This window comes from Actinoplanes hulinensis (genome assembly GCF_019429605.1).
GTDB lineage: Bacteria > Actinomycetota > Actinomycetes > Mycobacteriales > Micromonosporaceae > Actinoplanes > Actinoplanes campanulatus.
In genome coordinates this window covers 169,579-194,152 of the sequence record NZ_JAHXZI010000017.1, presented here as the reverse complement: position 1 = coordinate 194,152, position 24,574 = coordinate 169,579, and the positions used below count along the sequence as shown (strand labels likewise).

Sequence of the window (24,574 nt, the reverse complement as noted above, 5' to 3'; positions counted from 1 at the left end):
CCCATCAGCGATACTCCGGAGCGCTCCGGCGAGAAAGGTTGACCGATGCTCGGCATCACTGATTTCTGGACGTACGTGCTGGGCGTGGTGGCCATCATCCTCCTGCCCGGCCCGAACTCGATCTTCGTGCTCTCGGTGGGCGCCCAGCGCGGCGTCCGCGCCGGCTACCAGGCCGCGGGTGGAGTGTTCCTGGGCGACGCGGTGCTCATGATCCTCTCGGCGACCGGCGTCGCCTCCCTGATCGCCGCCTACCCGGCCCTCTTCCTCGTGCTGAAGTACGCGGGGGCGGCGTACCTGTCCTGGGTCGGCGTCAACATCATCCGCAGCGCCTGGCGGCGGTGGCGCGACCGTGCCGTGCCGGCCCCCGCACCGACCGGCGAGCCACCCGCGGGGATGCAGCGCCCCTTCCGGCGGGCCGCCGTGATCAGCCTGCTCAACCCCAAGGCGATCCTGTTCTTCGTGTCGTTCTTCATCCAGTTCGTTCAGCCCGGCTATCCGCATCCGGAGCTGTCGTTCCTGGTCCTCGGCACGGTCGTGCAGTTCTTCAGCGCGCTCTACCTGTCCGCGCTGATCTTCGGGGGCCGCTACCTCGCCGGGCAGTTCCGGGAACGACGACGGCTGGCCACCGGAGCGACCACCGCGGTGGGCACGCTGTTCGTGGGATTCGGGATCAAGCTCGCCACGGCCAGCGTGGGCTGAGACGCCCCACGATCAGGAAGGGCTCGGGGCCGGGTTGCGGGTGGCGCCCACCGCGTAGAAGGTGCCGCGGACCATCTGGAGCTTGCCGAGGTCCGTGGTCCACGTCTTCTCCGCGGTGGTCCAGCTCAGCACGAAGGCCCGGCCGTCGACCACGAACCATCGGACGATGGTGTGCCGGGCGGCGCCGCCCCGGGTTCGGTAGCGGTACTCCCAGTCGGCAGCCCGGTGCAGCAGGGCCACCGCTTCGAGCCCCACTCTCGTGTAGCCGGGCAGTCCACCCGGTCCAGCCAGACGGCCTTCCTCGGCCTGCAACGCCCGGACCGGGTCGGCGACGGGATCCTGGCCGGCGTCGAGGCTCAGCACCCGGGAGTTCCGGGAGTTCCGAAAGCAGTAGGTCGTACCGATTCGCTGGTAGGTCCAGTCGTCGGGGATGGCGATGTGAAAGCCGGATCCGTCGGTGAAGTAGGACCAGCCGGGGGGCAGGGTCCACCCGTTGACGCCCCGGGTCGCGCCCTTCCGCGGGGTCGCCGGGAGACCCGTCGGCGGTGACGTGTCGCAGCGGGCGGATACGAAGGTTCCCCGCTGCGGCGAACTCACCGCAGTGGAGGGGGCCGTGGTGGCCGGTTTCGAGAGTGCCGGCGAGCCGGCCGGCTCCGCCGGGGAGACCTGGGAAGCCGGGGAGCTCCGGGATGCCGAGGTTCCGGATGCCTGGGAGGCCGGGGAGGTCCGGGAAGCCGGGGCTCCGGCGGGCGGCACCGGGACGGTGGGTGACGGTGTGGTCGTCACCAGCGACTCTGTCACGGCCGACGGGGAAGGAAGGAAGACCTGGGGGCGGGGCTCGTCGCGGTCGGCCACATAGCCTGCGAACAGACTGCCACCCAGCGCCAGCATGACCAGAGCGGTGACGGCGATCCGGGCCTGCGTCACCCGTACCGATCGGGTGGGGTGTGGGTTTGACGGCCCGCTCGTCGTGCCGCCCGAGGCCGCGCGGACGACGGCCGTGCCCGCCGCGGGCGGGAGGCGGGAGGTCTTCGGCTTCGCCGGATCGGAGGGCAGCGGGTCCGTGGCCTGACGGCCGGCCTGGTCACCGGCGGGACGCCCATCCGGGAAGCACGTTCCGGCTGCTGGCGCGCCGGACGCCGCTGTTGACTGCCAGAGCTCCAATTTCGTGCCCGCCATGCCGGATGCGGAGACGTCGTCCCGGCCCGCCTCCGGATCGTGCGCGGTCGTTCCCGGCCTGCCCGCGGCTGCTGCGGGAGGATCCAGCCCCGGGGGTGGGCCGGACGGGTCCGGCTCGCGGGCCATCGCGGGCGACGACACCTGACCCGGCGCCGGCGACGCCTCACTGTGCGAAGAGGACGCCTGAGCCGGCACCGAAGGCGTCTCGCCGCGCGAGCGGGACGGATCACTCGGAACGGGCGCGCGGCCCGGCGATCCGGACGGGTTGCCCACGATGAGATCAGGCCGGCCACCTGACGCAGCCGCGACATCGGCCGGGCCCTCGGTAGAGGGGCCGATCCCGGGGAGTCCGGCGTTCGGTCCCGCTGGAGTCGCTGCCGCAGGACCCGGCGCGTCGCCCTGATGGGTCCCGGTGCCGGGAGTGCTCGGCACGCCTCGAACATCCTCCGCCGAAGAGGGCGGATGTCCTCTGCCCGCGGAGGGATTCGGCACCGGCCCGGCCTGGTAGGAGGCGGATGGGCCCGGACGCCCGGCGGAGGGGCCACCGGTCGCACGCGGAACCGCGGTGGGCGAGCCCGGCGACGGCGCACCGTCGGAGGGCGGGACCGGGGCGGCGCCCGTGGCTCTCCGGACCGGATCGGGCGAGGACCGCGGCCGCCCGATGTGCGTTCCCGCCTCCGGCGCGGCGGCCGCCGGAGACGCATGGGGAGACGACCGTCCGGCCACCGGGGCCGTCCCCCGGTGCGGCCGCGCCGGAGACCCGGCCGCGTGTGGGGATCCCGGCTCGGCCTCCGGTACGGGTCCCGGCCCGGTCGTCCCGCGCGCCCGCCGGCCGTCGCGCTGGCCGGGCAGGAACGGAATCTTCTCCCGCGGGTCCTCGAACACGATCATGCGCAGCCGCCGTTCGACCTCCGGAACCGTCAGGCGGGTGGCTGGTTCGTATCGGAGGAGGCCGTCGAGCACCGAGGCCAGCGGGCCGGCACGGACCGGCGGGTCCGGAGGTTCCGTGGCGAGCGCCGCAAGGGTCGCCATCGCCGTCTCACGGGCGTAGGGCGACCGCCCTTCGACGGCCGCGTACAGGGTCGCTCCCAGTGACCACAGATCCGATTCGACGGTGGAGGCGCCGTCGCGGGCCCGCTCCGGCGACACGTACTGGGGCGAACCGACGATCAGGCCGGGGGCGGTCACCGACCCGTCGTCGACGAACGTCGCGAGACCGAAATCGGTCAGCACGACCCGCCCGTCGGTCCCGATGAGCACGTTGTGCGGTTTCACGTCGCGGTGCAGTACTCCGGCCCGGTGCGCCGCGGCGAGGGCGTCCAGGACGGCCAGGCCGATCCGCGCGGCCACCGCCGGCTCGTACGGCCCCTCCTCGTGAAGCACCTGTTGGAGCGACCGGGACTGCACGTACTCCATGACGATCCAGGACAGCCCTTCGGCGTGTACGACGTCGTAGATCCGGACCACGTGGGGATGGTTGAGACGGGCCGCGCTCCGCGCCTCGCGAAGGGTCCGCGAACGCAGACGATCCTTTTCAGCACCGGTCATCCAGTCCGGCGGAACGATCTCCTTGACGGCTACCTCGCGGTGGAGCATCTCGTCCCGGGCCAGCCAGACCCGCCCCATGCCACCGGCGCCGACCGGCTCCAGGAGACGGTACCGGCCGGCGACAAGCATCTGCCTGACCGCCATCGGCACCCACCCATCAAGTCGGGTATCAGGATAATCAGCCACAGACCGCCCGAGGAACGACGATCACCCGGCCCCCGCGTGCGGTTTCCCGCTGGACCGGGAGGGCGGTTTTCTGTCGTACCCCCAGGGCAGGATGTGAGGCGTGCGAGAGGTGCTAGAGAGGTTCGGTCCGGCCACCCGGGAGTGGTTCACGGCCGCCTTCGCCGCGCCCACCGCCGCTCAGGCCGGGGCGTGGCGGGCGGTCGGCGCGGGGCGTAACGCCCTGGTGGTCGCGCCGACCGGGTCCGGCAAGACGCTGGCCGCCTTCCTCTGGTCGCTCGACCGGCTGGCCCGTGAGCCGGTCCCCGAGCAGCCCCGGCAGCGATGCCGGGTGCTCTATGTGAGCCCGCTGAAGGCGCTGGCCGTCGATGTCGAGCGCAACCTGCGCGCGCCGCTCACCGGGATCCGGCAGGCGGCCGGGCGGCTGGGGCTGCCGCCTCCGGAGATCACCGTCGGGATGCGGACGGGCGACACTCCGGCCGAGGAGCGGCGTGGCTTCACACGGACCCCGCCGGACATTCTGATCACCACGCCCGAGTCGCTGTTCCTGCTGCTCACCTCCGCCGCGCGGGAGTCGTTGCGCGGCGTCCAGACGGTGATCATCGACGAGGTGCACGCGGTCGCCGCCACCAAGCGCGGCGCGCATCTGGCCCTCTCCCTGGAGCGGCTGGACGCGCTTCTCGACCGCCCGGCCCAGCGGATCGGCCTGTCCGCCACGGTCCGCCCGATCGACGAGACGGCCCGGTTCCTCGGCGGCGCCCAGGATGTGGAGGTCGTCCAGCCGCGCAGCGCCAAGACGATCGAGGTGCTGGTCGAGGTCCCGGTGGAGGACATGACCCGTCTCGACGAGATGCCCGATCCGGATCCCGACGAGCCGGGCGGCAGCCGGCGCACGCCGTCGATCTGGCCGGCCGTCGAGGAGCGGGTCCTCGACCTGATCGAGGCGCACCGGTCGACGATCGTGTTCACCAACTCGCGGCGCGGCTCGGAGCGGCTCTGCGCCCGGCTCAACGAGCTGGCCGCCGAGCGCGCCGATCCGGCGGCGGCGCAGGTCCCCGCCGGCTCGCGGATGCCCGCGGAGATCATGGCGCAGGCCGGCGGCACGCGTGGCGCGCCACCGGTCGTCGCCCGTGCCCACCACGGCAGCGTCTCCCGCGAGGAGCGCAAACAGATCGAGGAGGCGCTCAAGTCCGGGCATCTGCCGGCCGTGGTCGCGACATCCAGCCTGGAGCTGGGCATCGACATGGGCGCGGTGGATCTGGTGGTGCAGATCGAGGCGCCGCCGTCGGTCGCGGCCGGCCTGCAGCGCATCGGCCGTGCCGGCCACCAGGTGGGCGCGGTCTCCCGCGGTGTGGTCTTCCCGAAACACCGCGGCGACCTGCTGTCCTGTGCCGTGGTCGCGGAGCGGATGGGCGCCGGCGCGATCGAGGAGCTGCGCTGCCCGCGCAACCCGCTCGACGTGCTCGCCCAGCAGATCGTGGCCATGGTCGCTCTGGACGAGTGGCAGGTCGACGACCTCGCCGCGCTGGTGCGGCGGGCCGCGCCGTTCGCCGAGCTGCCGTCGTCGGCGTTGCACGCGGTGCTCGACATGCTCTCCGGGCGGTACCCGTCGACCGCCTTCTCCGAGCTGCGCCCCCGCCTGGTGTGGGATCGCACCACCGATCAGCTCACCGGGCGTCCCGGCGCCCAGCGTCTGGCCGTGACCAGCGGCGGCACGATCCCCGACCGGGGCACCTTCGGGGTCTTCCTGGCCGGTTCGGAGCGCGCCTCCCGGGTCGGTGAGCTGGACGAGGAGATGGTGTACGAGTCTCGCGTCGGCGACGTCTTCCTGCTCGGCTCGACGTCCTGGCGGATCGAGGACATCACACCGGATCGGGTGCTCGTCTCGCCGGCGCCCGGAGCGCCCGCCCGGATGCCGTTCTGGAAGGGCGACTCCCCCGGCCGGCCGGTCGAGCTGGGCCGGGCCATCGGCGCCCGGCTGCGCGCGCTGACCCGGGCCGGCGACGACAGGGCCACCACCGAGCTGCACGCCTCGGGTCTGGACGAGTGGGCGGCCGGCAACCTGATCGCGTACCTGCGCGAGCAGCGGGAGGCGACCCGCCATCTGCCGGACGACCGGACCGTGGTGGTGGAGCGGTTCCGCGACGAGCTGGGTGACTGGCGGATGACCGTGCACTGTGTGCTGGGCGCCCGGGTCAACGCGCCGTGGGCACTGGCGATCGGGCGCCGGCTCAGCGAGCGGTTCGGGGTGGACGGTCAGGTGATGCCCTCCGACGACGGCATCGTGGTGCGCCTGCCGGACACCGCCGAGGAGCCGCCCGGCATCGACCTGGTCGCCTTCGATCCGGAGGAGATCGCGCAGATCGTCGAGGAGTCGGTCGGCACGTCGGCGCTGTTCGCGTCCCGGTTCCGGGAGTGCGCGGCCCGGTCGCTGCTGCTGCCCCGCCGCGATCCACGCCGCCGGCAGCCGCTCTGGCAGCAGCGGCAGCGTTCCGCGCAACTGCTCGACGTGGCCCGGGAGTTCGCCGACTTCCCGGTGACCCTGGAGGCGGCCCGCGAGTGCCTCCAGGACGTGTTCGACGTGCCGGGCCTGGTCGGCCTGATGCGGGAGATCTCCGGGCGCAAGGTCCGGCTCGTCGAGGCGGAGACGGCACGGCCGTCACCGTTCGCCCGGTCGCTGCTCTTCGGCTATGTCGGCGCTTTCCTGTACGAGGGGGACGCCCCACTGGCCGAGCGCCGTGCCGCCGCGCTCACCCTCGACTCGACCCTGCTGGGCGAGTTGCTCGGCCGGGTCGACCTGCGGGAGCTGCTGGATCCGGAGGTGGTCGCGGAGACCGAGGCCCAGTTGCAGTGGCTGACCGCCCAGCGCACCCCGCGTGACGCCGAGGACGCGGCCGAGCTGCTGCGGCTCCTCGGTGACCTGGCGCCCTCGGAGCTGGCCGTGCGCGGCGTTCCGGAGGAGTGGCTGGAGCAACTGGCCGCGACCCGGCGGGCGATCCGGGTGCGGGTGGCCGGCGAGGATCGCTGGATCGGCATCGACGACGCCGGCCGCTACCGGGACGCGCTGGGTGTGGCGCTGCCGGTCGGTGTTCCCGAGGCGTACCTGGAACCCGTGGCCGACCCGCTCGGCGACCTGGTGGCACGGTTCGCGCGGACGCACGGGCCGTTCGCGGCGGCCACCTGCGCGGCCCGGTTCGGTCTCGGGGTCTTCGTCGTGGAGCAGGCGCTCAAGCGGCTCAGTGCGGCCGGCCGGGCCACTTCGGGCGAGTTCTCGCCGGGCGGCGCGGGCATCGAGTGGTGCGACGCCGAGGTGCTCCGGATGCTGCGGCGGCGCTCGCTGGCGGCGCTGCGCCGGGAGATCGAGCCGGTCCCGCCGCGGGTGCTCGCCTCCTTCCTGCCGAGGTGGCAGCAGGTGGGTGGGTCGGGCCGTGGCGTGGACGCGCTGGCCGCCGCCATCGAGCAGGTGCAGGGCGTCGCGGTGCCGGCGTCCGCATGGGAGCGTCTGGTGCTGCCGGCCCGGGTGTCCGATTACGCACCGCCGCTGCTGGACGAGTTGTGCGGGGCCGGTGAGGTGGTGTGGGCCGGGTCCGGTTCGATCGCCGGGGGCGACGGCTGGGTCACGCTGGCCTATGCGGAGAGTGCCCCGCTGCTGCTGCCACCACCCGACGAGGAGTTCGCGGCGACCCCGCTGCATCAGGCGGTGCTCGATGCTCTCGGTGACGGGCAGGCGATGTTCTTCCGGTCTCTCGCCGACCGGGTCGGCTCGGCCGACGACACCGAGCTCTCGGCGGTGGTGTGGGATCTGGTGTGGGCCGGTCACCTGACCAACGACACGTTCGCACCGCTGCGGGCGCTGCTCGGTGGCAGCGGAGCCCATCGGGCGAAGGCGGCGCCCGCCCGGACGAGGTATGGGCGGCCCGGCCGGCCACGCCTGCCCGCCCGTGGTGGGCCGCCGAACATGGCGGGTCGCTGGTCCCGGCTGCCGGAGCGGGATCTCGACCCGACCCGGCGTGCGGCGGCCGTCGCCGAGCTGCTGCTGGAGCGGCACGGCGTGGTGACCCGCGGTGCGGCCGTGGCCGAGGGGGTGAGCGGCGGGTTCGCGGCGGTCTACCCGGTGCTGGCGGCGCTGGAGGAGCGCGGGGCGGCCCGGCGGGGCTATTTCGTCGAGGGTCTGGGGGCGGCCCAGTTCGCGGTGCCCGGCGCGGTGGACCGGCTACGGGCGCTGAGTGAGCCGGCCGAGCAGGACCGCCGGGCCGTCGTGTCCGCCGTGGTGCTGGCGGCCACCGATCCCGCCAATCCGTTCGGGGCGGCGCTGCCCTGGCCGGACCGGGTCGTCGACAGCGGCGACGGCAACCCGGTCGCCAAGGCCGGCCACCGCGCCGGCCGGAAGGCGGGCGCCCTGGTCGTCACGGTCGGCGGAGACCTGATCCTCTACGTCGAACGCGGCGGCCGGACCCTGCTGTCCTTCACCGACGACACGGAGACGCTGGCCAGGGCCGCCCAGGGCCTGGCCGGCGCGGTGCGCTCCGGTGCCCTGGGCGCGCTGTCGGTGGAACGCGCGGACGGCGAGTCGGTCCACGCCTCCCCGTTGCGAGAGGCTCTGACCACGGCCGGCTTCCGTGTCACCCCTCGCGGCCTGCGCCTACGCGCCTGAGGCCGCGAGGGGCGAGAGCACGAGGCGCGACCAGGTCGAAGCCGCATGTCGCAAGGGGCGAGAACACGACGAGGTCAGAGCCGCGCAGTGACCTCGGACGCCACCAGGTCGATGTGATCGAGATCGGACAGGTCCAGCACCTGCAGGAACAGACGGGAGGCGCCCGCCTCCGCGTACCGGCCGATGGTCTCGACCGCCTCCGCGGGGGTGCCGACGATGCCGCCGTTCTCGCGCATCTCCTCGACGTCGCGGCCGATCGCGGCGGCCCGGCGGCGGATCTCGGCGTCGTCACGCCCGACGCAGAGGACCGCGGCGGCCGAGTAGGTGAGCGGCTCGGTCCGGCCGAGGGCCTCGGCGGCGGCGCGGACCCGCGAGTACTGGGCCGGGATGTCCGAGATCTTGGAGAACGGGACGTTGAACTCGGTGGCGTACCGCGCCGCCAGGTACGGGGTGCGCTTCTTGCCGTGGCCGCCGACGATGACCGGCACCCGTGGTGACTGCACCGGCTTGGGCAGCGCCGGAGAGTCGCTGATCCGGTAATGCTTGCCGTCGAAGTCGTAGGTGGCGCCGGCCGGCGTCTCCCACAACCCGGTGATGATCTCGAGCTGTTCCTCGAGCCGGTCGAAGCGTTCGCCGACCGCGGGGAACGGGATGCCGTACGCCCGGTGTTCGGCCTCGAACCAGCCCCCACCGAGGCCGAACTCGACCCGGCCGCCGCTCATCGCGTCCACCTGGGCGACCGCGATCGCCAGCGGGCCGGGCAGGCGGAAGGTGGCCGAGCTGACCAGCGTGCCGAGCCGGATCCGGGAGGTCTGCACGGCCAGGGCGGCGAGCGTGATCCACGCGTCGGTGGGGCCGGGCAGACCGGGCGCATCGCCCATCTTGAGGTAGTGGTCGGAGCGGAAGAACCCGTCGTATCCGCCGTCCTCGGCGGCTTTGGCGACCCGCAGGAGATCGTCGTGGGTGGCGCCCTGCTGGGGTTCGGTGAAGATCACGAGACGCATAGATCCACACTGCCACGACACTCCGGCGCGCCCACCTCACTCCGGACGACGACAGGCAGTAACGTTGACCACCATGGGCGGTTATGGATGGATCAGCTTCACGACCGATTACGGCACTTTTGACGGCTTCGTAGCCGCCTGTCATGGATCGATCGCCCGCGTCTCCCCCGGCACCAGAGTGATCGACGTCACTCATCACGTGCCGCCGGCCGATGTCAGCCGGGGCGCCGCGGTCCTGGCGCAGACCGCGCCCCACCTGCCGCCCTCGGTGCATCTCGCGGTCGTCGACCCGGGCGTCGGAACGGCCCGCCGCGGCGTGGTCCTCGTCACGCCGAACGGCCTGCTCGTCGGCCCGGACAACGGCCTGCTCATCTGGGCCGCCGAGGCGCTCGGCGGCATCACCGCGGCCTACGAGCTGGACAACAAGGACTGGACGCTCGGCGACGTCTCCCGCACCTTCCACGGCCGGGATCTCTTCGCCCCGGCCGCGGCCCGGCTGGCGGCGGGCGCCGATCCCGCGGAGGCCGGCCCGGCGGTGGACCCGTCCGGTCTGACCCGTCTGCCGGACCCGGTGGTCACCGTCGGCGACGGCTGGATCGAGGCCGAGGTCCTGACGGTCGACCGGTTCGGCAACGTCCAGCTGGCCGCCGAGGGCTCCGCACTCTCCGGCCTCGGCACGGAACTCATGGTCAACGGCGGCGTCCGGGCCCGTCGCGGCACGACCTTCGCCGACGTCAACGTGGGCGAGCTGCTCGTCTTCGCCGACTCGGCGGACCGGGTCGCGATCGCGGTCAACAACGGCCGCGCCGTGGTCCTTCTCTCGGTGGTCCCCGGCGACATCGTCCGCATCGCCGCCCGATAAGGAACAAACCCTTTCCGGTACGCGACAGGCGGCCCCAACCGCAGAAGACCAGTCCCGCCGCACTACGCGAGCACCCGCGGGGTCCCGCCCGCGAGGCCCCGCCGGGCTGAGATCGGTGGTCCGGCTCACCGGCCCGAGCGGCGCCGCGACCGCCCGGCGGGGACGGTCAGATGCGGTGGTGGACCCAGACGTTGGGCTCGACGTAGACGGCGTGATCCTGCTCCACGTCGCAGTGGATCGGGGACAGGGCGCCCGGCACCTCGACCGGCCCGGTGGCGTCGAAGGCCAGCCCGGTCCAGGATCGCCACTGCTCCAGCGTCCCGGCGTAGGTCATGCTGTAGTGCGCCACGTTGACGATCTTCGCCCCGGCGCGCACATGCACCCGCAGCCACGGGTCGACGGGCAGTCCGTCGTCACGGGTCGCGTGGGCGTACGCATCGATGGGTTGTCTGATCTGAGCGTGCTTGCCGCTGGGCCGGACCGGCGCGACCAGGTCGGTGAAGCCGTGCTCGGCCGCGTTGTCGCGCATCGCCGCGAGGATCAGGCCGGAGAGGCCGGACCCGCGCAGATCGGGCCGGATGTTGATCTCCAGAGCCGAGACCATGGTGGGTTTCGTCCCGCTGAGACGGTCGTGGACGGCCTGGCGGATCACCCAGTCCCAGCCGCCCTCGGGCAGCCCTTCAGCCGGATCCTCGTCCCACGCGAACGGCACCGAATGCGCCTTGGCCACCGGCTTCCCGGTCTCCTTGTCGACCGCAAGCAGGGAGAAGTCCGGCCAGAACTGGTCAAAATACCGGTAGTAGAGGCCACCGGTCGGATCCTTGGTCATGAACTCGGGCCAGCCTGGGAGTTCGTCATAGAGGTCCAGCCGGTCCCCGATCGGGGCGATATCGAGTTGCATGCGGGCAGGATGCCAGCCCACCCCGGTCCGGGCACCCGGTTTTCGGGAGAATGGTGGGCATGCCGGAAGGGGACACCGTCTGGAACACCGCCCGCGTGCTGGAGAAGGCGCTCACCGGCGAGGTGCTGACCGGCTCCGACTTCCGGGTGCCGCGGCTCGCGACCACCGACCTCACCGGCTGGACCGTCGCCGAGTCCGCGAGCCGGGGCAAACACCTGCTGCTGCGCCTGATCCGGGACGGGCGGCCGCCGCACACGCTCCACTCGCACCTGCGGATGGACGGCGCCTGGCGGGCCTACGCGCCCCGGGAACGCTGGACCGGCCGCCCCGCGCACCTGATCCGGGTGGTGTTGCGCACCGCCCGCTCGGTGGCCGTCGGGTACCACCTGCACGAGGTGACGCTGATCCCGACCGCCGAGGAGGACCGTCTGGTCGGCCATCTCGGGCCGGATCTGCTCGGCGCCGACTGGGATCCGGCCGAGGCGGTCCGCCGGATCGCCGCGAAGCCCTCGGCCACGATCGCCGAGGCGCTGCTGGACCAGCGGAATCTGGCCGGGGTGGGCAATCTCTACAAGGCGGAGACGCTGTTCCTGCGCGGGCTGTGGCCATGGACCCCGGTCGACGAGGTGACCGACCTGGCCGGCACGGTCGAGCTGGCGCAGAAGCTGGTCGCTTCCAACCGCGGCCGCTGGACGCAGACCACCACCGGATCGCTGCGCAAAGGCGAGACCAGCTATGTGTACGGTCGTCGCGCCCAGCCGTGCCGCCGTTGTGCCACCGCGATCCGCAAGGCCGAACAGGACGACCGCGTCACCTACTGGTGCCCGCGCTGCCAGCCGGAGCCGTGACGGGTCAGCCGGCCGCCGCGGGTGGGGTGCGGAATTCGCTGGTCCGCAGCTCGGCCAAGCCCTCGGCGATGCCGCGCAACCGGTCGGCCGCGTCGACCAGACTGAAATACGCCGGATGGCGGGTGTCGATGAGCGGTTGCCCGTCCTCCGCGACGTAGCTGGCGGCGGCCGCGACCAGCGCCTCGAACGCCTCGACGCCCTCACTGAACTGCTCGGCGAGACCGGCGTGCGACTCCACGAGCGCGTCGCGCCGGCCGCCCTGCCCGAGCGGGATGGCCCGCTCGACGCTGGCCGCCCGCTGGCCGAGGTCACGCAGCCACCGCTCGGCGGTGGCCGCCTCCCGCACCGCGGCCTCGCCCTCGCCGGTCAGCCGTCCGGCCAGCCCCGCCATCGTCTGTGACGCGCGCTCCAGCCGGTCCCACGAGTCGGCGATGACCGAGCCGCGCAGCGCGAACCGGTTCTTCTGGCGGCGCACCTCCTGCACCACCGTCCGCCCGGCCGGGAACCGCTCGAGCGCCGCGGCGAGCCGGGTCTCCGGCAGGCTGGGCGCCGGCGCCGGCTGGGCGGCCAGCTCACGGTGGTCGCTCCAGCGCCACCAGGCGAGCATCACCGAGGATCCGGCGGCCGCCGCCCAGACCGCGTCGGCGACGCCTATCCCCCCGTACGGAGTGAGGACGGCGGCCGCCGCGGTCAGGCCTCCACCGAGCACACTCCACCGGCGCGCGGAACCCCGCAGCCGTTTGAGCCGCCGGAAATACCTGGTCCGGTCGTCCACCGTCGCTCCCCTCCCCGTCGTCGTCGCTCAGCCGGCAGCGGTGGTGTCGCCCCGCTTCTGATTGAGGCTCGCCCGGATCTCGTCGAGACGGGCCACACCGGCCGGATCGGCGGCCGGGGTGGCGGGCTGCTCGACGGCCGGGCGATCGGCGGCGCCGCCCAGCTTCTCCCCCGCCATGCTGGACCGGATCTGCTCCAGGCGGGACGCGCCGGCCAGGTCCAGGCTGGATTTCTGCACCTCGAGCATGCGGCCCTCGACCGAGTCGGCGGCCAGCTCGGCACGGCCCATGGCGTTCGCATACCGCTGCTCGATCTTGTCGCGCACCTGGTCCAGCGACGGGGTGTTGCCCGGCGCCGCGAGCTGCGACATCGACTCCAGCGACTTGGCCACGGTCTCCTGCATCTTGGCCTGCTCGAGCTGGCTGAGCAGCCGGGAGCGCTCGGCGATGCGCTGCTGGAGGACCATCGCGTTGTTCTCGACCGCTTTGCGGGCCTGCCCGGCGGCGGCGAGCGCCTGGTCGTGGAGGGTCTTGAGATCCTCCATCGACTGCTCGCCGGAGACCAGCTGGGTGGCCAGGGTCTGCGCGGTCGACTCGTACTTCTGGGCTTCGGCCTCGTCACCTGCGGCCCGGGCGCGGTCGGCGAGGACGAGCGCCTGACGGGCCATGCCCTGCAGCTTCTCGACCTCGGACATCTGCCGGGACAGCTTCATCTCGAGCTGCCGCTGATTGCCGATGACGGCCGCGGCCTGCTGCACGAGGGCCTGGTGCTGGCGCTGAGCATCCTCGATGGCCTGCTGGATCTGGACCTTCGGATCGGCGTACTCGTCGATCTTCGCGCCGAAGAGCGCCATCATGTAATGCCAGCCCTTGACGAACGGATTCGCCATCTCGTGGTGTCCCCTCAATGTCGCTCTGCCGGACGCGTCAGCCCCCGTGTCGAGGATGACGCGAAACCCATCGTGACAGCCGGACGCCACTGGCGTCACGGGTCCTCCGGGGGATCTCAGGGTCTCCCCTGGCATCGAGGCTACGCCTCCCTGAGGGGCCAGAGCGAGGCGCCGAACCAGCACACGAAACAGGCCGGGCCGTCCCCTGGGACAGCCCGGCCGATCGCGTCATGATGATCAGGCGGCGTAGACGATGTCCCGCTTCGGTTTGCGGGTCGCGTGCAGAGTCGTCTTCAGCGGGGAATCCTTGCGCACGGAGACGGAGACGTCCCCTTCGGTCGTCTGGCCGTCGACCGGGACCAGCACACCCTCCATGTTCTCCGCCAGGGACAGCGTGCTGCTGACCTCGCTGAGCAACTCGGAGAGGCGGGCGCCGAGCGCGTCGCAGATGGCCGCGAGCAGCTCGCTGGACGCCTCTTTCTGACCACGCTCGATCTCGGACAGATAGCCCAGGCTGACGTTCGCGGCGGTCGACACCTCGCGCAGCGTGCGGTGCTGCCCCTGCCGGCGCGCACGAAGAGCGTCGCCGATAACGCGGCGTAGCAGGACCATGGCACCTCCTCCTGCGAGCTCGCCGCCAGCATACGCCGGAGGCTTCCCGCAACCGTACCTGGCCCGAGCCGCCCCGACATCCCGCCCCGCCGAATTCCCGGGCCCCTAGGCCCACGGCAGAACCGGACAACAGGTGCGGTAGGGGGCGTAACCCCAGCTCAGGCCGCAGTCGGCGCGGAACGGAGAGAGTCGGTCAGCAATCGAAGGACGGCCGTCACACTTTCGGTACGGACTGCCGCCCGGTTCCCGTCCAGTTTCAGCTCACGCACCTCGGTCCCCTGGGGGCCGGCGACCGCCACGAACACCAGCCCGACCGGCTTGCCGTCCTGCGGCTCCGGGCCCGCGACCCCGGTGGTGGCCAGGCCCCAGTCCGCGCCGCAACGCTCCCGGGCGCCCTCGGCCAGCGCGGCGGCCACGTCACCGTCGACCGGGCCCCGCTCCGCCAGCAACCCTTCCGGTACGCCGGCGAGCCGCGCCTTGAGCTCGGTCGCGTAGACCACCAGCCCGCCCCGGTAGACGGCGCTCACCCCGGGGATCTCGACGATCGTCGCGGCCACCAGACCACCGGTGAGAGACTCCGCGGTCGCCACCGTCTGCCCCCGGTCCACCAGCGCGTGCACGGCCGCCGCGGCCGCCACCGAGATGTCCATCCGATCCTCCCGACCCCTAGGAGACAGAGCCCCGCCGCAACCGCAGCGCCTGGACCACGTAGTCGGCCCCGGTCACCACGGTGACCACCAGCGCGGCGCCCATCAGCGCCACCCCGACGAGGTGGAACGGCTCCGGCACCGGCCACAGATACCACGCGATGGCGACGGTCTGCAGCCCGGTCTTGAGCTTGCCACCCCGGGAGGCCGGGATCACGCCGTACCGGATCACCCAGAAGCGCAGCGCGGTCACGCCCCACTCACGGACCAGGATGACCACCGTCACCCACCAGGGCAGTGCGCCGTAGAACGAGAGCAGGACCAGTGCGGTGCCGGTGAGCGCCTTGTCCGCGATCGGGTCGGCGATCTTGCCGAACGAGGTGACCAGCGACCAGCGCCGGGCGATCCAGCCGTCCGCGAAGTCGGTCGCCGAGGCGATGCAGAAGGCGAGGCAGGCCGCGATCCGCCAGTCCGGCCGGGTCATCTCGGAGACGACGACCAGGAACAGGAAGACCGGTACGAGCACGATCCGGACGACGGTCAGCGCGTTGGCGGCGTTGTAGAGCGACACCACCCGCGCCGCCGGAGCCGGAGCGGGCTCGTCGGTCACCGCGTCACCGGGGCGGCCGAGATCATCTCGACCGGGACGGCGATCAGGTCCACACCCTCGGTGCCGGTGACCCTCGCCCGGACCAGGTCGCCGGGGCGCAGCATCGACAGGTCCACCCCGGCGTCGCCGGGGACCAGGCTGGTCGAGCCGTCCACCTCGGGCGCCTGGTGCTCGGCGCGGCCCTCGATCTCGTCGCCGTCGATCGTGTCGATCAGCACCTCGACGGTGTCGCCGATCCGGTCCTCGGCGCGCTGGGCGCACAGCTCCTCGGCGAGCGCGACGACCCGGTCGTACCGCCGCTTGATAGTGGCGTCGCTCACCTTGCGGTCCAGGCCGGCGGCCTCGGTGCCGTCCTCGTCGCTGTAGTCGAAGACGCCGATGGCGTCGAGCCGGGCCTCGGTGAGGAAGCGGACCAGCTCGTCCACGTCCTGCCTGGTCTCGCCGGGAAAGCCGACGATGAAGTTGCTCCGGGCGCCGGCCCCGGGCGCCAGCTTCCGCGCCGAGTCGAGCAGCTCGAGGAAGCGCTCGGTGGACCCGAACCGCCGCATCCGGCGCAGCACCGGCTCGCTGGAGTGCTGGAACGACAGGTCGAAGTAGGCGGCCACGCCGGGCGTGGTGGCGATCGCCTCGACCAGACCGGGACGGGTCTCGGCGGGTTGCAGGTAGCTGGCCCGCACCCGGACGATGCCGTCGACCGCGGCCAGCTGTGGCAGCAGCTTCTCCAGCAGGCGCGGGTCGCCCAGATCCTTCCCGTACGACGTGCTGTTCTCACTGACCAGCACCAGCTCGCGGACGCCGGTCTTGGCCAGCCACTCGGCCTCGGCGAGCAGTTCCTGCGGGTCGCGGGAGACGAAGGCGCCGCGGAACGCCGGGATCGCGCAGAACGCGCAGCGCCGGTCGCAGCCGCTGGCCAGTTTCAGCGAGGCCACCGGGCCGGTGTCGAGCCGGCGGCGCAGCACCTTGCGCAGGTGGGCCGGGGTGTGGTCGTCGACGGTCGCGTGACCGGGGACGACCACCTTGGCGGCCTGCCGCTTCACCGGGGTGATCGGGAGCAGCTCACGGCGGTCGCGGGGGGTGTGCGCGTCCAGGCTCTCGCCGCGCAGCACGCTCTCCAGCCGGTCGGTGATGTCGGTGTAGTCGTCGAAGCCGAGCACCGCGTTCGCCTCGGGGAGGTTGTCGGCGAGCTCCTTGCCGTAGCGCTCGGCCATGCAGCCGGCGGCGACCACCTTGGCGCCGGTGTCGGCCGCGGCGAGCAGCGTGTCGATCGAGTCCTGCTTCGCCTTCTCGACGAAGCCGCAGGTGTTGACGACGACCACGTCCGCGCCCTCGGCGTCGGTGCCGACCTCCCAGCCGCCGGCGTCGAGGCGGGCGGCCAGCTCTTCCGAGTCGACCTCGTTACGGGCGCAGCCCAGCGTCAGTAGCGCGACACGGCGGGTGGGAGAGGTTCCAGACACCCGCCAAGGTTACCGGGCAGCCCGGCGTGGTCGTTCCTCCGCTCGTCCAGCTTCTAGCGCCAAACGCGATTGACAATACGATTGCCCGGTGACGACCTCGGAGAACTGGGACGATCTCGCCGCGGTGACGGCGCTGAGCGACGGGGTGCGGCGCTCGGCGTACCAGGCGGTGGCCGACGGCGGGCCGGAGCCGGTCGGCCGCGACGAGGTGGCCGACACGCTCGGCGTGGGCCGCACGCTGGCCGCCTTCCATCTCGACAAGCTGGTCGACGCCGGGCTGCTCGAGGTCTCCTACGCCCGCCGGACCGGCCGCAGCGGGCCGGGCGCCGGGCGGCCCGCCAAGCTGTACCGGGTCGTGCCCTGGGAGCACTCGGTCAGTGTGCCGCCGCGCGCCTATCGCGACGCCGCGGAGATGCTCGCCGAGGCGGTGGACCGCAGCGGCGCCGATCAGGCCCTCTACGAGGTGGCCCGGGAGCAGGGCCGGCGGGAGCCGGCGAGCGACCCGGCCGCGGCCCTCGCCGAGCGGGGCTACTCCCCGGTCGCCGGACCGGACCGGATCGAGCTGCGGAACTGCCCCTTCCACCGGCTCGCCGAGGAGTTCCCACCCCTGATCTGCGGGATGAACCTGGCGCTCATCGACGGCATGGTGGCGGGTTCCGGGTGGACCGCGCGGATGGACCCGGCGCCCGGCCGGTGCTGCGTGACCCTCTGTAAAAACAAATCTGATTGACATTAGACGGTGGGGCTGGTGAGGTGGACGCATGACCGACTTCCACCTGGCCCAGATGAATGTCGCCCGCTTGAGAGCCCCGCTGGAAGACCCGTCCGTCGCCGAGTTCGTGGCCGGCGTCGATCTGATGAACGAGCTGGCAGACCACTCGCCAGGCTTCGTCTGGCGGCTCAGGGAGGAGGACGTCGACGAGGCCACGCTGCCGGGCCCACGCGATCCCGCCGTGATCGCCACGATGTCGGTGTGGGAGTCGCTGGAGCATCTCCGGGCGTATGTGTACCAGTCGGCCCACCTCGACTACCTGCGCCGGCGCCGGGACTGGTTCGTGCCCGGCGGCTCGGCGCTGGTGCTGTGGTGGGTGGAGGCCGGCCACATCCCGAGCCTCCGTGAGGGCCTGAAGCGCATCCACCGGTTGTCCACGGAAGGCCCCGGGCCGGAGGCGTTCACGTTCCGGCAGACGTTCAGTCCCCGCCCACCCGCAGATCGGCAAGAGCTTCTTCCAGCTCGTCCGGCTTGACCAGCACGTCGCGTGCCTTCGAGCCCTCGGAGGGGCCGACGATCCCGCGGGTCTCCATGAGGTCCATGAGCCGGCCCGCCTTGGCGAAACCGACGCGCAGCTTGCGCTGGAGCATCGAGGTCGAGCCGAACTGACTGGTCACCACCAGCTCGATCGCCTGGATCAGCAACTGGAGGTCGTCGCCGATCTCCTCGTCGATCTCCTTCTTCTTGCTGGGCGGCGCGTCGGTGACGCCCTCCCGGAACTCCGGCTCGCGCTGGTTCCGGCAGAACTCGACGACCGCCGCGATCTCGCTCTCGTCGACCCAGGCGCCCTGGATACGGACCGGCTTCGAGGCGCCCATCGGCAGGAAGAGGCCGTCACCGCGGCCGAGCAGCTTCTCGGCGCCGGGCTGGTCCAGGATGACCCGGCTGTCGGCGAGCGAGGAGGTGGCGAAGGCCAGGCGGGACGGCACGTTCGCCTTGATCAGGCCGGTGACCACGTCGACCGACGGGCGCTGGGTGGCCAGCACCAGGTGGATGCCGGCGGCCCGGGCCAGCTGGGTGATCCGGACGACCGAGTCCTCCACGTCGCGCGGGGCGACCATCATCAGGTCGGCCAGCTCGTCGATGATCACCAGGAGGTAGGGGTAGGGCTTCATCTCCCGCTCGCTGCCCGGCGGCGGCTTGATCTCGCCGCTGCGGAGCTTGCGGTTGAAGTCGTCGATGTGGCGGACCCCGTTGGCGGCGAGGTCGTCGTAGCGCATGTCCATCTCGCGGACCACCCACTCCAGGGCGTCCGCGGCCTTCTTCGGGTTGGTGATGATCGGCGTGACGAGGTGCGGGATGCCCTCGTAGGCGGTCATCTCCACCCGCTTGGGGTCGACCAGCAGCAGGCGCACCTCGTCCGGGGTCGCCCGGGTCAGGAGCGAGACCAGCAGCGAGTTGAGGCAGGAGCTCTTACCGGCGCCGGTGGCGCCCGCGATCAGGATGTGCGGCATCTTGGCGAGGTTCGCCGTGACGAATCCGCCCTCGATGTCCTTGCCGAGTGCCACCAGCATCGGGTGGTGGTCGCCGGTGGCCGCCCGGGAACGCAGCACGTCGCCGAGCGAGACGTTCTCCGGGTCGGTGTTCGGGATCTCCACGCCGACCGCGCTCTTGCCCGGGATCGGGCTGAGGATCCGCACGTCCGGCGACTTCACGGCGTAGGCGATGTTGCGGGAGAGCTGGGTGATCCGCTCGACCTTGGTGCCGGGGCCGATCTCCACCTCGTACCGGGTGACCGTCGGGCCGCGGGTGAAGCCGGTGACCACGGCGTCCACGTTGAACTGGTCGAAGACACCGGTCAGCGCGGCCATGATCTCGTCGTTGGCGCGGCTGCGGGCCTTCGGCGGGGCGCCGGTGGCGAGCAGGTTCGGCGGCGGCAGCCGGTAGTCGCCCTTGACCGCCGAGATCTCCAGCTGCTCGGCCCGGGTGGGCATCGGCGAGTGGTCGGGCGGCGGCTTCTTCCGGGTCTTCGGCAGCTTCGGCAGGGCCACCGTGTCGTGCAGGACGAGTTCCTCGTCGAAGTCGTCCTGCGGTTCCTGATCGAGGGGCGGCGGAGGCTCGGCCATCGTGGCCTGGCGGCGCCGGGCGGGGCGGCGCGGCTTCGCGGGCGGCTCCTCCTCGTCGTCCGGGTCGTCGTCCAGGTCCAGCGACGGGCGCGGCGTGTGCTTGCCGGAGCGCCCGGAGACCAGGTCGAGCAGGAGCACCACCCGCTCCGGGACCTTGGCGATCGGCGTCGCGGTGATGACCAGAAGGCCGAAGACGAAGAGCAGCAACAGCAGGGGGACGGCCACCCACGCCGTGACGGCCCGCTCCAGCAGGCCGCCGATGCCGAAGCCGAGCAGCCCGCCGGCCTGCCCCACCTCGGGTTTTTCCACCTCAGGTCCGGAGATGTGCAGCAGCGCCGCGGTGGCCACGATGATCGCCGTCCAGCCGACCAGGGTCCGGCCGCGATGCTCGGGGTCGGCCGGCTCCCGCATCAGCCGGATCGCGCCGAAGAGGAGCAGCAGCGGCAGCAGCACGGCCAGGCTGCCCAGGAAGAGCCGCACCATGTCGGCCACCCAGACCCCGACCGGCCCGGCGCTGCCCGCCCAGACCGCGACCGCGATCAGGATGGCGGCGCCGAGCATGAAGAGGCCGGCGCCGTCCCGGCGGTGCTCGGGCGCGATGCTCCGGGCGGTGGCGGCCTGCCGTCCGGCGCCACGGGCCAGCCAGCCCACCCCGCCGGCCAGGCCCATCCAGATGGCGCCGACGCCACGGGCCAGGCCGGGCCCGACGGCCGGTGGTTGCTTCCGGACCGCGGGGCGCCGCGTGGGAGTCTTACGCGCGGTCGTCTTACCGGTGGCTTTGCGCGCCGGCTGACGGGCACGGTTGACCGCCGCGCCCCGGGTTGTGGACGCGGCGCGGCTCCGGCCCGCCGGAGGAGTTCGGCCCGCCATGGATGTCACCGTAGCGGTGACCGGGCGATCCTTCGAGAAGGCGCACCGTGACTGCTTTTCACTTTCCCGGCAATTACCATCGCAAGGTGCAACCTCTCAGCAACGACATGATCAAGGCCGCGCTGGATAAACGAGGCTTCTCCTACTTCGTCGATGCCGACGGTGACATCGCCGGCAACTTCCAGAACAACCTCATCTACTTCTTCCGTCTCGGTGAGCGGAAGGAGATCCTCCAGGTACGGGCCATGATGCAGCACGTCTTCCCGGTCGGTGAGGTCCCGAAGCTGTACGAGTTCTGCAACACCTGGAACCGCGACCAGCTCTGGCCGAAGGCGTACGTGCAGGTCACCGACGACGGCCAGGCCATCGTGGTGGGCGAGGTGACCAGCGACTGGGAACACGGCGCCACCCTCGAGCAACTCGATCAGGTGCTGCTCTGCGGCATCGCGACCGGGTGCCGTCTCGGCGAGGCGCTGGGCGAACTGAAATCGGGGTCCTCGCGCTGAGCACGAGGACCCCGATCGGATGCCGGGTCACGGATTCCCGGCCGGGCTGAGGTGACCGGACCCGGCGGCGGAGCCGGGCGGCTTCCACGCCCGGCCCACCGAGTCGGCAGGACTACTGCACGTTGAACCCGAGGCTGTACGCGCCGGCGCCGGCCGACGCCACGACCACGTACCGGTAGGTGCCGGAGCGGCCGGTGAAGCTCAGCGTCTTGTCGCCGTCACCGGTGGCCCGGGCCACCGTACGGAAGCCGCCGCGGTTGTTGAGCCGCTGCAGGACCAGGTCGAAGTCGGCGCCGTCCGGAGCGTCCAGGCAGGCGGTGTGCGTGCCGGCCCGGGCCCGGTAGGCGCCGCCGTTCGGCTGCGCCTGGGCCTGACCGGTCCGGTTGATCGTGCCGGTCCGCTGCACCGGGAGGGCGTCACACGCGGACGCCTCCCCACCCTCCTCAGCGGGCGGGGCGGTGGTCGGCTCGGTGGCCGGCGGCGTGGTGGCCCCGCCGGCGTCGCCCTCGCTGGTGACCAGGGTCAGGTTCTGGGCCGCCAGGATCTCGTTGACCGGCTGGAAGAAGGTCTCGCCGCCCACCGTGCAGTCGCCGGAACCACCCGAGGTGACGCCCTGTGCCTGGTCGCCGGAGAGCCACGGGCCGCCGGAGTCGCCGCCCTCGGCGCAGACGTCGGTCCGGGTCAGACCGGTGACGGCGCCCTCCGGGTAGCGGACGGTCTGGTTCTTGGCCAGGATCGTGCCGCAGAACGTGCCGGTGGTGGAACCGGACCGGCAGACCGCCGCGCCGACCGGGGCCTCGGTGTTGCCGGCCACCGGCAGCTCGTTGCCCTGGAAGTCGTTGACCACCGGGCGCGGCGTCCAGTCGTCGTTCACCGCGACGAAGCCCATGTCGGCGTCGCCCGGGAAGACCGAGAACTCCACGGTGCCCTGGGCCTGGTTGTTGAAACCGATGGTGGCGGTGCCCTCCTCGCCGCAGTGGCCGGCCGTGACGAAGCCGGTCGTCACCGAGAAGCCGATCGAGCAGCGCGCCTGCCCGCCATCGACGTTGATGAAGTACGGGTCGGCGCCACGCACGTCGAACAGCGGCTTGGGCTTGGCCTTGCTGATCTTCACGGTCACCGCGTCGGACGAGACGCCGGCCGACCTCGCGGCCGCGAGCGCCGCCGACTTCGCGGCCGGCTGCGCGACCACGACCACCTTGTTGGTGGTCACGTCGACGTACCAGCCGGTCAGGCCGTCGGTGTCGACGGCCGCCGCGTCAAGCTTGGTCTTCGCCGCGTCCAGCTCGGCCTCACTCCGCTTGACCAGCACCGGGACGGCACCGGCGGCCTTCACCACGGACACCGCCCCGGCGTCGGTCACCGCGACCTTGAGCGTGGTGCCGTCGGACGCGAGCCAGGCGCCGCCGAAGTCCTCGCCGGTCTGGGCGGCAAGCGTCGCGGAGACGCCCCCGGCCCATTCCGAACGGGCCAACCGCGTGGCCGCCTGCTCGCCGTCGAGGCCGAGGTCGCGTTTCATCGCCGCGAGCAACTCCGGGGAGAGACCCCCCGGAGTTCCGGTCGCGGCCGTCGACCGGGCGTCCTCGTCGGTGCCGGCCAGCGATGGCAGGGTGAACGCGACTGCCGCCGCGCCCGCCACCGCCACCACCGCTGCCACGGCGATCGGTCTGCGCTGCATCTGGAAGACTCCCTCCGCCACGGGTGCCGTGGGGGCGGCACCGGTGCCTGGGAGTACGCAGCTCGTACGAAGATGGTTGAAAAGTCCCGCGTGATCCTTATGGATTCACAGACTTCTCAGACTTCGACGACCGTCGGCACGATCATCGGCCGTCGCCGATAGGCATCGTTCACCCATCGGCCCACGGTCCGCCGGACCACCTGTTGCAGCTGGTGGGTATCGGTGATCCCGTCCTCGGCGGAGCGGTGCAGCGCCGCGGTGAGCAGCGGGACCACCGGGCTGAACGCCTCCGGGTCCTCGGAGAAGCCCTTCGCCGAGATGACCGGTTCGCCGACCACCTTGCCGGTGACCGAGTCGATCACCACGGTGGCCGCGATGAACCCGCCGTCGCCGAGGATGCGGCGCTCGGTGAGCAACGATTCGCTGACGTCGCCGACCGCCAGACCATCGACGTACACATACCGGCTGCGGACCCGGCCGACCACCCGGGCGTGGCCCTCGACCAGGTCGACCACGTCGCCGTCCTCGCAGAGCACGACCCGGTCCGGGGCGACCCCGGTCTCGATGCCGAGCTGCGCGTGGGCGCGCAGGTGACGCCACTCGCCGTGCACCGGCATGAGGTTGCTGGGCCGGGTGACGTTGAGCAGGTAGCGCAGCTCACCGGCCGGGGCGTGGCCGGAGACGTGCACCTTCGCGGTCTCCTTGTGAATCACCGTGGCGCCGGCCCGGGAGAGCTGGTTGATCACCCGGTAGACCGAGGTCTCGTTGCCCGGCACCAGCGAGCTGGCCAGCACCACCGTGTCGCCGGGGGCGATGGTGATGTGCCGGTGGTCGCCGGTCGACATCCGGCCGAGGGCGCTCATCGGCTCGCCCTGCGACCCGGTCGACATGAACACGATCTCGTCGGGCGGCAGGTGGGTGGCCTCGTCCAGGCCGACCAGCAGGCCGTCCGGGATGCGCAGCAGGCCCAGGTCACGGGCGATGCCCATGTTCCTGACCATGGACCGGCCGATCAGGGCGACCTTGCGGTCGTACTCCCAGGCGGCGTCCATCACCTGCTGCACCCGGTGCACGTGGGAGGCGAAGCTGGCCACGATGATCCGGCCACGGGCCTTGCCGAAGATCGAGCTGAGCACCGGGCCGATGTCGCGCTCCGGGGTGACGAAGCCGGGCACCTCGGCGTTGGTCGAGTCGGAGAGCAACAGGTCGACGCCCTCGGCGCCGAGCCGGGCGAACCCGGCCAGGTCGGTGATCCGACCGTCCAGCGGCACCTGGTCCATCTTGAAGTCGCCGGTGTGCAGGATCAGACCCGCCGGGGTACGGACGGCGACCGCCAGCGCGTCCGGGATGGAGTGGTTGACCGCGAAGAACTCGCACTCGAACGGCCCGAGCCGCTCCACTCCACCCTCGCGGACGGTCAGCGTGTACGGGTCCAGCCGGCGCTCGGCCAGTTTCGCCTCGACCAGCGCCAGGGTGAACTCCGAGCCGACCAGCGGGATGTCCGGCTTGTGGGCCAGCAGGTACGGAACCGCGCCGATGTGGTCCTCGTGCCCGTGGGTCAGCACGATCGCCTGAATGTCGTCCAGACGGTCCAGAATGGGCGCGAAGTCGGGGAGGATCAGGTCGACACCCGGCTGCTCCACATCCGGGAAGAGCACCCCGCAGTCGACGACCAGGATCTTCCCGTCGAACTCGAACACCGTCATGTTGCGGCCGATGGCGCCGAGCCCACCGAGCGGGATGACGCGCAGGGCGCCCTCCGGCAGCGGCGGCGGCGAACCCAACTCCACGTGAGCTTGACTCATTCGCCTCTTCCTG

General features: G+C 72.2%; 19 protein-coding genes. 7 read left to right on the top strand and 12 right to left on the bottom strand.

What is annotated here, in order from left to right:
• Window positions 1-45: 45 nt before the first annotated feature.
• A complete protein-coding gene (gene leuE, locus KZ829_RS30100) occupies window positions 46-699 on the top strand; it encodes a leucine efflux protein LeuE (protein ID WP_220147260.1) in 654 nt (217 codons plus the stop codon).
• 12 nt (window positions 700-711) lie between these two features.
• Here leuE and KZ829_RS43385 read toward each other — a convergent pair whose 3' ends face one another.
• Window positions 712-3,570: a serine/threonine-protein kinase gene (locus tag KZ829_RS43385; protein ID WP_246636484.1), complete on the bottom strand. Its 2,859-nt coding sequence runs from the start codon at window positions 3,568-3,570 to the stop codon at window positions 712-714.
• Between the two features lie 142 nt (window positions 3,571-3,712).
• On the opposite strand from KZ829_RS43385, the gene KZ829_RS30090 reads away from it, so the two are divergent.
• Entirely contained in the window at window positions 3,713-8,263 is a 4,551-nt protein-coding gene (locus KZ829_RS30090) for an ATP-dependent helicase (protein ID WP_443611888.1), read from the top strand.
• 74 nt (window positions 8,264-8,337) lie between these two features.
• On the opposite strand, the gene KZ829_RS30085 is transcribed toward KZ829_RS30090, so the two are convergent.
• Window positions 8,338-9,267 carry an LLM class F420-dependent oxidoreductase gene (locus KZ829_RS30085; RefSeq protein WP_220147259.1) on the bottom strand — a complete coding sequence of 310 codons (930 nt, stop codon included), beginning with the start codon at window positions 9,265-9,267 and terminating at the stop codon, window positions 8,338-8,340.
• Between the two features lie 73 nt (window positions 9,268-9,340).
• Here KZ829_RS30085 and KZ829_RS30080 point away from each other — a divergent pair, with 73 nt between their 5' ends.
• Window positions 9,341-10,129 carry an SAM hydrolase/SAM-dependent halogenase family protein gene (locus KZ829_RS30080; protein WP_220147258.1) on the top strand — a complete coding sequence of 263 codons (789 nt, stop codon included), beginning with the start codon at window positions 9,341-9,343 and terminating at the stop codon, window positions 10,127-10,129.
• A gap of 166 nt (window positions 10,130-10,295) precedes the next feature.
• On the opposite strand, the gene KZ829_RS30075 is transcribed toward KZ829_RS30080, so the two are convergent.
• Window positions 10,296-11,030, bottom strand: coding sequence for an N-acetyltransferase (locus KZ829_RS30075; RefSeq protein ID WP_220147257.1), 735 nt, complete (start codon window positions 11,028-11,030; stop codon window positions 10,296-10,298).
• Window positions 11,031-11,089: 59 nt separating this feature from the next.
• Here KZ829_RS30075 and KZ829_RS30070 point away from each other — a divergent pair, with 59 nt between their 5' ends.
• Window positions 11,090-11,878, top strand: a complete 789-nt coding sequence (locus tag KZ829_RS30070) for a DNA-formamidopyrimidine glycosylase family protein (RefSeq protein ID WP_220147256.1) — start codon at window positions 11,090-11,092, stop codon at window positions 11,876-11,878.
• Window positions 11,879-11,882: 4 nt separating this feature from the next.
• On the opposite strand, the gene pspM is transcribed toward KZ829_RS30070, so the two are convergent.
• From pspM to rimO, 6 genes are all read right to left on the bottom strand, one after another.
• Window positions 11,883-12,653 carry a phage shock envelope stress response protein PspM gene (pspM, locus tag KZ829_RS30065; RefSeq protein WP_220147255.1) on the bottom strand — a complete coding sequence of 257 codons (771 nt, stop codon included), beginning with the start codon at window positions 12,651-12,653 and terminating at the stop codon, window positions 11,883-11,885.
• Between the two features lie 27 nt (window positions 12,654-12,680).
• Window positions 12,681-13,541 carry a PspA/IM30 family protein gene (locus KZ829_RS30060; protein ID WP_220147254.1) on the bottom strand — a complete coding sequence of 287 codons (861 nt, stop codon included), beginning with the start codon at window positions 13,539-13,541 and terminating at the stop codon, window positions 12,681-12,683.
• A gap of 237 nt (window positions 13,542-13,778) precedes the next feature.
• Entirely contained in the window at window positions 13,779-14,153 is a 375-nt protein-coding gene (locus tag KZ829_RS30055; RefSeq protein ID WP_183216360.1) for a helix-turn-helix domain-containing protein, read from the bottom strand.
• 158 nt (window positions 14,154-14,311) lie between these two features.
• On the bottom strand, window positions 14,312-14,803 hold the full coding sequence (locus KZ829_RS30050) for a CinA family protein (protein ID WP_220147253.1): 492 nt from the start codon (window positions 14,801-14,803) through the stop codon (window positions 14,312-14,314).
• A gap of 16 nt (window positions 14,804-14,819) precedes the next feature.
• Complete coding sequence (gene pgsA, locus KZ829_RS30045) at window positions 14,820-15,410, bottom strand: CDP-diacylglycerol--glycerol-3-phosphate 3-phosphatidyltransferase (protein ID WP_220147252.1); 591 nt, start codon at window positions 15,408-15,410, stop codon at window positions 14,820-14,822.
• Window positions 15,407-16,864: a 30S ribosomal protein S12 methylthiotransferase RimO gene (gene rimO, locus KZ829_RS30040; protein ID WP_220147251.1), complete on the bottom strand. Its 1,458-nt coding sequence runs from the start codon at window positions 16,862-16,864 to the stop codon at window positions 15,407-15,409. The genes pgsA and rimO overlap by 4 nt, the downstream gene beginning before the upstream one ends.
• A gap of 88 nt (window positions 16,865-16,952) precedes the next feature.
• Here rimO and KZ829_RS30035 point away from each other — a divergent pair, with 88 nt between their 5' ends.
• The gene (locus KZ829_RS30035) at window positions 16,953-17,594 is read left to right on the top strand and encodes a helix-turn-helix transcriptional regulator (RefSeq protein WP_220147250.1); all 642 of its coding nucleotides are present in this window, start codon (window positions 16,953-16,955) and stop codon (window positions 17,592-17,594) included.
• A gap of 31 nt (window positions 17,595-17,625) precedes the next feature.
• Entirely contained in the window at window positions 17,626-18,111 is a 486-nt protein-coding gene (locus tag KZ829_RS30030) for a DUF3291 domain-containing protein (protein WP_220147249.1), read from the top strand.
• Here the strand turns inward: KZ829_RS30030 and KZ829_RS30025 are convergent.
• Window positions 18,056-20,572 (bottom strand): DNA translocase FtsK, encoded by a 2,517-nt coding sequence (locus KZ829_RS30025; RefSeq protein WP_220147248.1) that lies wholly within the window; start codon window positions 20,570-20,572, stop codon window positions 18,056-18,058. The genes KZ829_RS30030 and KZ829_RS30025 overlap by 56 nt on opposite strands.
• Window positions 20,573-20,658: 86 nt before the next feature.
• On the opposite strand from KZ829_RS30025, the gene KZ829_RS30020 reads away from it, so the two are divergent.
• Window positions 20,659-21,078: a YbjN domain-containing protein gene (locus KZ829_RS30020; protein WP_308285720.1), complete on the top strand. Its 420-nt coding sequence runs from the start codon at window positions 20,659-20,661 to the stop codon at window positions 21,076-21,078.
• 112 nt (window positions 21,079-21,190) lie between these two features.
• Here the strand turns inward: KZ829_RS30020 and KZ829_RS30015 are convergent, their stop codons facing one another.
• Both KZ829_RS30015 and KZ829_RS30010 read right to left on the bottom strand, forming a co-directional pair.
• Window positions 21,191-22,756 (bottom strand): S1 family peptidase, encoded by a 1,566-nt coding sequence (locus KZ829_RS30015; protein WP_220147247.1) that lies wholly within the window; start codon window positions 22,754-22,756, stop codon window positions 21,191-21,193.
• A gap of 116 nt (window positions 22,757-22,872) precedes the next feature.
• Entirely contained in the window at window positions 22,873-24,561 is a 1,689-nt protein-coding gene (locus KZ829_RS30010; protein WP_183216376.1) for a ribonuclease J, read from the bottom strand.
• Window positions 24,562-24,574: the final 13 nt, after the last annotated feature.

Excerpts from the sequence above, each read along its gene's own strand:
- KZ829_RS30010 (WP_183216376.1), bottom strand. The coding sequence starts at position 24,561 with ATGAGTCAAGCTCACGTGGAGTTGGGTTCGCCGCCGCCGCTGCCGGAG.
- KZ829_RS30075 (WP_220147257.1), bottom strand. The coding sequence starts at position 11,030 with ATGCAACTCGATATCGCCCCGATCGGGGACCGGCTGGACCTCTATGAC.
- KZ829_RS30080 (WP_220147258.1), top strand. The coding sequence starts at position 9,341 with ATGGGCGGTTATGGATGGATCAGCTTCACGACCGATTACGGCACTTTT.
- KZ829_RS30030 (WP_220147249.1), top strand. The coding sequence starts at position 17,626 with ATGACCGACTTCCACCTGGCCCAGATGAATGTCGCCCGCTTGAGAGCC.
- KZ829_RS43385 (WP_246636484.1), bottom strand. The coding sequence starts at position 3,570 with ATGGCGGTCAGGCAGATGCTTGTCGCCGGCCGGTACCGTCTCCTGGAG.
- KZ829_RS30070 (WP_220147256.1), top strand. The coding sequence starts at position 11,090 with ATGCCGGAAGGGGACACCGTCTGGAACACCGCCCGCGTGCTGGAGAAG.
- KZ829_RS30015 (WP_220147247.1), bottom strand. The coding sequence starts at position 22,756 with ATGCAGCGCAGACCGATCGCCGTGGCAGCGGTGGTGGCGGTGGCGGGC.
- KZ829_RS30085 (WP_220147259.1), bottom strand. The coding sequence starts at position 9,267 with ATGCGTCTCGTGATCTTCACCGAACCCCAGCAGGGCGCCACCCACGAC.
- KZ829_RS30050 (WP_220147253.1), bottom strand. The coding sequence starts at position 14,803 with ATGGACATCTCGGTGGCGGCCGCGGCGGCCGTGCACGCGCTGGTGGAC.
- KZ829_RS30055 (WP_183216360.1), bottom strand. The coding sequence starts at position 14,153 with ATGGTCCTGCTACGCCGCGTTATCGGCGACGCTCTTCGTGCGCGCCGG.
- leuE (WP_220147260.1), top strand. The coding sequence starts at position 46 with ATGCTCGGCATCACTGATTTCTGGACGTACGTGCTGGGCGTGGTGGCC.
- KZ829_RS30060 (WP_220147254.1), bottom strand. The coding sequence starts at position 13,541 with ATGGCGAATCCGTTCGTCAAGGGCTGGCATTACATGATGGCGCTCTTC.
- KZ829_RS30025 (WP_220147248.1), bottom strand. The coding sequence starts at position 20,572 with ATGGCGGGCCGAACTCCTCCGGCGGGCCGGAGCCGCGCCGCGTCCACA.